We start from the raw sequence: 997 nt of genomic DNA, 5'->3' as shown, positions 1-997 counted from the left end.
CTAGATCGTTGATGGGAAATCTCTGAACTGGTCGCGAGCACAACGAAGGGCGCCCAAGATCGATGTGTGACCAACAACCTAGACGCCCTTCTAACAGCACTCTACGTCCATCTGGACGATGACGTGATCCCTTCGACCGACCAGCCCCGACGGCCGGGACGCCCACGACTGCTCACCGACGCAGAACTCGTCTGCGTGGCGGTGGCCCAAGTGCTGCTGCGCTGCGACGACGAACGCCGATGGCTGCGCCTGGCCCCAGGCCGGATCGGCCACCTCTTTCCCCGTCTGCCCTGCCAGTCCGAGTACAACCGGCACCTGCGCAACCTCGCACACGTGATGTTTCCCGTCGCGATGTGGCTGGCCAGGGCCGTGCCCAGCTACGACGACCGGCTGCGCCTGATGGATGGCACCCCCGTGCGGTGCGGAGCCTCACGGACCACAGTCAACCGCTCACAGATGGGAGAGCTCGCTGCCTACGGGCGCGACATCTCCCACCACGCCTTCTACTGGGGCGCCAAGCTCATACTCATCACCACCGCCGAGGGGACGGTATGCGCCTTCAGCCTGGCCAGCCCCAAAGAACTCGACGAACGCAAGCAGGCCCTGCACCTGCTGCACGTCCAACCCCCTGCCACGGGACCCACCCCGATCGTGTGCGACAAGGGCTTCGCCGGCGCACAGACCGAGCGGGCCGCGGCTGAGCTGGGGTATCTGCTGATCCGCCCAGTTCGCCACGACGAGCCCCAACCCCCGGCCAAGGTCTTCCCCGCCTGGCTGCGCCAACGGATCGAGGCGATCATTTGGACATTGAAGAACCAGCTCGGGTTGGAACGTCATGCCGCACGCACCACCGAGGGGTTGTGGTCCCGCACCTGCCAGCGGATCCTGGCCCTCAACGCTGCCATCTGGCACAACTGGCAGATCGGCGCCCCGGTCAAGCGGTCACTGGTCGCCTACGACCACTGACCAGGGCACACATTTCCCATCAACGATCTAG

Annotated in this window: 1 protein-coding gene; it reads left to right on the top strand. The window is 65.3% G+C overall.

The features are described from left to right. Positions 1-66: 66 nt before the first annotated feature. Positions 67-966 (top strand): transposase, encoded by a 900-nt coding sequence (locus D456_RS0123325; protein ID WP_026116165.1) that lies wholly within the window; start codon positions 67-69, stop codon positions 964-966. The last annotated feature ends 31 nt before the right edge of the window (positions 967-997 follow it).

The sequence above is a fragment of the Nocardiopsis kunsanensis DSM 44524 genome (assembly GCF_000340965.1).
Classification (GTDB): Bacteria; Actinomycetota; Actinomycetes; order Streptosporangiales; family Streptosporangiaceae; genus Nocardiopsis; species Nocardiopsis kunsanensis.
This window is presented reverse-complemented; position numbering and strand designations above follow the sequence as displayed.